General features: G+C 64.4%; 5 protein-coding genes. 2 read left to right on the plus strand and 3 right to left on the minus strand.

Annotated elements, in window-relative coordinates; translation table 11 throughout:
• A partial coding sequence (locus EOA27_RS19850; RefSeq protein ID WP_245491124.1) for a CHASE3 domain-containing protein occupies positions 1-408 on the minus strand: 408 nt, incomplete at its 3' end.
• A 737-nt stretch (positions 409-1145) separates the two neighbouring features.
• Between EOA27_RS19850 and EOA27_RS19855 the strand changes: the two genes are divergently transcribed.
• Positions 1146-2369: an anion transporter gene (locus tag EOA27_RS19855; RefSeq protein ID WP_127253722.1), complete on the plus strand. Its 1224-nt coding sequence runs from the start codon at positions 1146-1148 to the stop codon at positions 2367-2369.
• A gap of 50 nt (positions 2370-2419) precedes the next feature.
• On the opposite strand, the gene EOA27_RS19860 is transcribed toward EOA27_RS19855, so the two are convergent.
• Positions 2420-3010: a TetR/AcrR family transcriptional regulator gene (locus EOA27_RS19860; protein WP_126083226.1), complete on the minus strand. Its 591-nt coding sequence runs from the start codon at positions 3008-3010 to the stop codon at positions 2420-2422.
• 84 nt (positions 3011-3094) lie between these two features.
• Between EOA27_RS19860 and EOA27_RS19865 the strand changes: the two genes are divergently transcribed.
• Entirely contained in the window at positions 3095-3961 is an 867-nt protein-coding gene (locus EOA27_RS19865; RefSeq protein ID WP_126083225.1) for a crotonase/enoyl-CoA hydratase family protein, read from the plus strand.
• Between the two features lie 102 nt (positions 3962-4063).
• Here the strand turns inward: EOA27_RS19865 and EOA27_RS19870 are convergent, their stop codons facing one another.
• Complete coding sequence (locus tag EOA27_RS19870) at positions 4064-5149, minus strand: HPP family protein (RefSeq protein WP_126083224.1); 1086 nt, start codon at positions 5147-5149, stop codon at positions 4064-4066.
• Positions 5150-5469: the final 320 nt, after the last annotated feature.

The raw sequence follows: 5469 nt of genomic DNA on the forward strand, positions 1-5469 counted from the left end.
GTTGCCCGTGTCGTAGAGCCTGATCGTCTCAGCGAGTTCCGCTTGCTTGCGGGCAAGCGCGTCCTTGATGCCGGCCACCTGCTGCGCCCGATCGCTGCCGACCGGAAACATCTCATCGACGCGCTTGAGCAGCGCCGGCAGCGCCTCGACCGCATGCTGGTATGGCAGCAGATAGTTTTTCTCGCCGGTCAGCAGATAGCCGCGCTGGCCGGTCTCGGCGTCCTGGGCGAGCGAAAGCAGGCTCGAGAGCGTTTGCTGGGCTTCAATTGCTTCACGGCTGGCGTCGCGGTCGGCGATCTGCGCTTCGGCGAGAATGGCGCGCGCGGTTATGATCAGCGCGACAACGGCAAAGCCGGCAAGAAGCGGAAGCGCTTGCCATCGCAGGGCGCGTCGCAGTCGGACGATCATTGCTTTGCGGGGGCCTGAGGAAATCGTGAAATTCGCCAAGTGGTAGGCGGCGCTGAAGCGCAAAGCAATAGCCAAGTCCAGCGGGCGTTGATCGCAACAGCCCCGGCGGAACCTGCCTATGTCAAACTTTAATGACGGCGGCCTTCGGCCAATGCAGAGTACAGGATTGAGCCACGGCGACGCTGTGGTCGATCGGAGGCTGTCGGGTACCGCTAGAGCAATTCCAGGAAAAGTGTGAGCGGTTTTCCGTCCGGAATTGCGTAATAACAAGGAGATAGAGTGGTTCGCCGTTTCCGTGAAACGGTGAAACGCTCTAGCTGCCGCGCCCGCTGCATTCGAGACAGGCGACGCTGTGTCCTGGGCAGTTAATCCGGTGGGTGCCCTCCGGACAGCAATGGCCGTTCGAGCTCAGCCAGCGCGCGCAAACGAAGACTTTTTTGGCTCCCTGACAGCGGGGACATTCCTGCGGACGCATCAATTCCTCCCGCGATAGGACGCGATGTTCCGCTTCAACGACCGTGTTCATCCGTTTCGTCCCCCAACGCCTGGATTTTCGGTCAGATATGTTAATTCACCGTTCTTTACATTAGGGTTTATGAATGTGAAAGCCATGAAAGCGTCATCACGCTTTGCTGCGCTTGCACGCTTTCCCTTTCCGCCGCCCTTGTTAAATGTGAGGCCGACCCGTCCTCCGGCCGATTCTGGCGGACAGGGCAGGCAACGGGAACCTTCTTGCAATGACATGGACCGGCGCGGGCGCGCTCTTCATCCTCGTGCTCACCTATGCCGGCGTCGCCGTCGGCCGCATTCCCGGGCTGCGCCTCGACCGCGCCGGAATCGCGCTGCTTGGCGGTGCCTTTATGATCGCCATCGGCGCGATCAGCATCGAGGATGCCTACAAGGCCATCAATTTCGATACCATCACGCTGCTGCTCGGCATGATGATCGTGGTCGCGCATCTGAAGGTTTCGGGCGCGTTTCGGGCGCTTGGCGGCTTTGCCATCGAACACGCCCATGCGCCCTTCATGCTCCTGGTCATGGTGACGCTGCTGACAGGCGTGCTCTCGGCCTTCCTGGTCAATGACGCGATCTGCCTGGTGATGGCGCCGATCGTCGTTCATGTCACCCGCGTCATCAACCGCAACCCGGTGCCTTACCTCATCGCCACCTGCACCGCCTCGAACTGCGGCAGCGTCGCCACCATCACCGGCAATCCGCAGAACATGGTGATCGGCGCGCTGTCCGGCATTTCCTATCCGGCCTTCACGGTGGCGCTCGCGCCGGTGGCGCTATTCGGCCTGCTCTGCGTCATCGTCATCATACGCATCGTCTACCGCGCGGAATTCTCCCGCCCCGCCGAGCTCAGCCCGGAAGTGTATCGGGGCCGCATGCTGCCCGGACAGGTGCTGAAGGCCACCATCGTCTGCGTGCTGCTGGCGCTCGCCTTCTTCGCCGGCGTTCCCGTCGCCAAGGCGGCGCTGATTGCCGGCGCTTTCCTGTTGGTCACCCGGGCAATCAAGCCTCGGCGCATCTATCGCGAGATCGACGGGCCGCTGCTCTTCATGTTCGCCGGCCTGTTCGTGGTGGTGGCAGGCGCCGAGCGCACGCTGCTCACGCCCGACATGATCGCCTGGGCGAAGAACATCGGCCTCGACGATGTCTGGCGCCTTTCGGGCTTCACCGCGGTGCTCTCCAACATCATGAGCAATGTGCCGGCGGTGCTGGCGCTGCGGCCGTTCATTCCCGGGCTGGAGAACCCGGAGCGCGCCTGGCTGGTCGTGGCGATGAGCTCGACGCTTGCCGGCAATTTCACGCTGCTCGGCTCGGTCGCCAACCTGATCGTCGCCGAGCAGGCCAAGGCTGCCGGCAAGCAGCTTTCCTTTTCCGCTTTTTTCAAGGTCGGCCTGCCGCTGACGCTGGTGACGCTTCTCGCCGGCACCGCCTGGCTGGCCTTGTCCTGAAGAGGCCGCCCCTCGAACGCCTCAATCGACGCGCCGCGAGCGTCCACGATCTAAGCTGCGTGTTTGCCTGCCATCCGCGCCCGTATCAGCGTCGCGGCGGCATGGCCGGCGGCGTTGACGTAGTCGGGATTGTGATGGATCAGCATGCTGGAAAAGGCGCCGTCCATCAAAAGCACGATCTCGCGCGCCAGCATCTTCGCCTGGGCGACATCGTGGCTTGAAAGCGCGCCGGCCAGCCATTTCTCGAAATTGGTCTTGTGGCGTGCTCCCGCCTTCACCGCCGGATGCCCCGGCATCGCCGCCAGCTCGGCCGCCGTGCGCAGGAAGCCGCAGCCCTTCCATTTGGGATGGCGGGCAACCCGCGCTAAGTTGGTGAAGATCGCCTCGACCTTTTTGTCCGCGCCGCCCTCCGCCGCATCGAACCAGCCCGCCATCTGCTCGAGATTAGGCTGGTCGCGTCCATCGAGATAGGCCGCGATCAGATCGTCCTTGCTCTTGAAATGATAGTAGAGCGTGCGCTTGGTAAGTCCTGCCTTCTCGGCCACGGCGTCGACGCTGACGCGGCCGATGCCTTCGGCATAGAAGAGCTTGGTCGCCGCATCGACCAGGCGTTTTCGCGTAGGATTGGTCTTTTCGCTCATCGTGTAAGTATACCGACTAGTGAATATACAAGCAATCGAAAGCCTGCTCCTTATCCCGCCGAACCACCGGAAAAGGAAAAAGCCATGACCGACCTTGTGCTGAGCGAGACGCGCGACCGCGTCGCGATCCTCACCCTCAACCGCCCCGACAAGCTGAATGCGCTGAATTACGCGCTGATCGACCGGCTGCTGTCGCGTCTCGACTTGATCGAGACGGATAATGACGTGCGCGCCGTCATCCTCACAGGGGCAGGGGAGCGCGCCTTTTCCGCCGGCGGCGATATCCACGAATTCTCGTTGAGCGTGGCCGAGGGCACCGATGCGGCGCTGCGCGATTTCGTCATGCGCGGCCAGCGTCTGACGGCGCGGCTGGAGGCGTTCCGCAAGCCGGTGATCGCCGCCGTCAACGGCCTAGCCTTTGGCGGCGGCTGCGAGATCACCGAAGCGGTGCCGCTGGCCGTCGCCAGCGACCGTGCCTTGTTCGCCAAGCCGGAGATCAAGCTTGCCATGCCGCCGACTTTCGGGGGCACGCAGCGGCTGCCGCGGCTTGCCGGCCGCAAGCGCGCGCTGGAGCTGCTGTTAACCGGTGAGACATTCTCCGCCGCTCGTGCCGCCGAGCTTGGCCTGGTCAACCAGGTCGTGCCGCACGAAGAGCTGATGCGGGCGGCCCTTGACCTTGCCCGCCGCATCGTCAGTCATTCGCAGACGGCGGTCGCCAGCATCCTCACAGCGGTGGCGCGTGGCATCAACTCGAGCATAGCGGAAGGCTTGCTGGTGGAGGCCGAGCAATTCGCCCGCGTGGCCCCGACAGCAGACCTGCGCGAGGGCGTGAACGCCTGGATCGAGCGGCGGCAGGCGGTCTATGACGGCTCATGGGCGCATGTCGCCCGGCCGGACAAGGCCACTGGCGCCACGCGGCGTCTCGACCGGGCGGTCCACTTGCCTGGCTGACGCCCTGTCTGAAGCGGCTCGGCTTTTCACTGAAGCGCTGAACCGCTTCAGGTTCCATGCACTTTCAGGCGGAAGACCGTGACCATGGTCCTCGAATTGCTCCTAGGCCACCGCTTTCAACGGCGCCTTGCCTGCCTGCTGCACGCGCGCAGCCGCAGCCAGCAGATCGGTCTGCGTGATCAGCCCAAGTATATGCCGGCCGCCATCGACGATCACCACCGCATGACTGCGCCCGTCGGTCAGTGTCGGCAGCAGGCTCATCGCCGGCATGTCGGGCAAAGCGGTGCTTGCTTTCGACATCACCCCTCCCACCGTGTCGGTCGCTCTCGTCAGCTCGCGCAGGCCGATTGCGCCGGTGAGCCGTCCTTCCGCGTCGACGACCGGCAAGGTGCGGATGTTGTGGTCGATCAAAAGGTTGCGCGCCTCGTCGGCTGAAGCCGTCTCCGGCACCGAGATCACATCGCGGGACATGATGTCCCGGCAAAGCAGCGTGCGCTGCGAGCGCACCATCGCCTGCAGCTCGACCTGGCGCAGCAGCCGCTCCAGGTCATCGCGGTCGATGTCGAAGGTTTCGTCGAGCGCCGAGAGCGCCGCATCGACATCCTCGGGCCGAAACCCGACGCGCTCGGCCGGCGGCCGGTCGGCTGTGCCGTGACTGCTGTTGGCCGGCACATGAACATGGGGATAGTTGCGGCGCGACAGCTTGTGGAAGAGGAAGCCGAGCGCGACCAGGACGGTTGAGTTCAGCGCCACCGGCACAAACGGAAACAGGAAGCCGGCCGCCGCAACCGCCGGCCCGCCGAGCACGCCGGTAAGCGCCGCCGCGCCGCCCGGCGGATGCAATGATCGCGTGAACGACATGGCGGCGATCGCCAGCGCCACCGCAAGGCCGGAGGCGATCACCGTGTCATGCACAAAATGCGCCACCGTCACCCCGACCAGCGCCGAAATCGTGTTGCCTCCGATGATGGACCAGGGCTGCGCCAGCGGGCTCGAGGGAACGGCAAAGAGCAGCACGGCGGAAGCGCCCATCGGCGCCACCAGCATCGCCACAAGCGGGCCGCTGCCCATGGCAAGCCCGCTGATCATGCCGGTGAGCGCGATGCCGATGGTCGCGCCGATGCAGGCGAGCAGCCGCTCGCGAAGCGTCGCTCCGGCGAGGATTGGAACAAAGAGGCGAAACGCCATGGCAGGCCCTGGATCGAATGGGTGGAATTGCGCTGCACGCAATGCCGCTGAAGTCACGGATTTGGAAGCCAAACCAATCCGTATATTCGCGGCCGGAGGGAATATTATTGCGCGGCACGCTGCGGAGGACATGCCGCCAGCGGCCCAGGCTTTGTCAATCGCGTCAAGGCGTTGATGGTTAGCAGTATCCGCTGGGCAACTCGCCGGAAGTCCCCGCTTCGGCTAAGGGTGCGTTGGCGCAGTATAGCGGCGGGCCGCGGCCGGGCAGGGGGGGGTGCGCGCCGGCATTCGGAAGATTGCCGCCAAGCAAGCGAGGCGCC

This window comes from Mesorhizobium sp. M2A.F.Ca.ET.037.01.1.1, assembly GCF_003998075.1.
Taxonomy (GTDB): Bacteria; Pseudomonadota; Alphaproteobacteria; order Rhizobiales; family Rhizobiaceae; genus Mesorhizobium.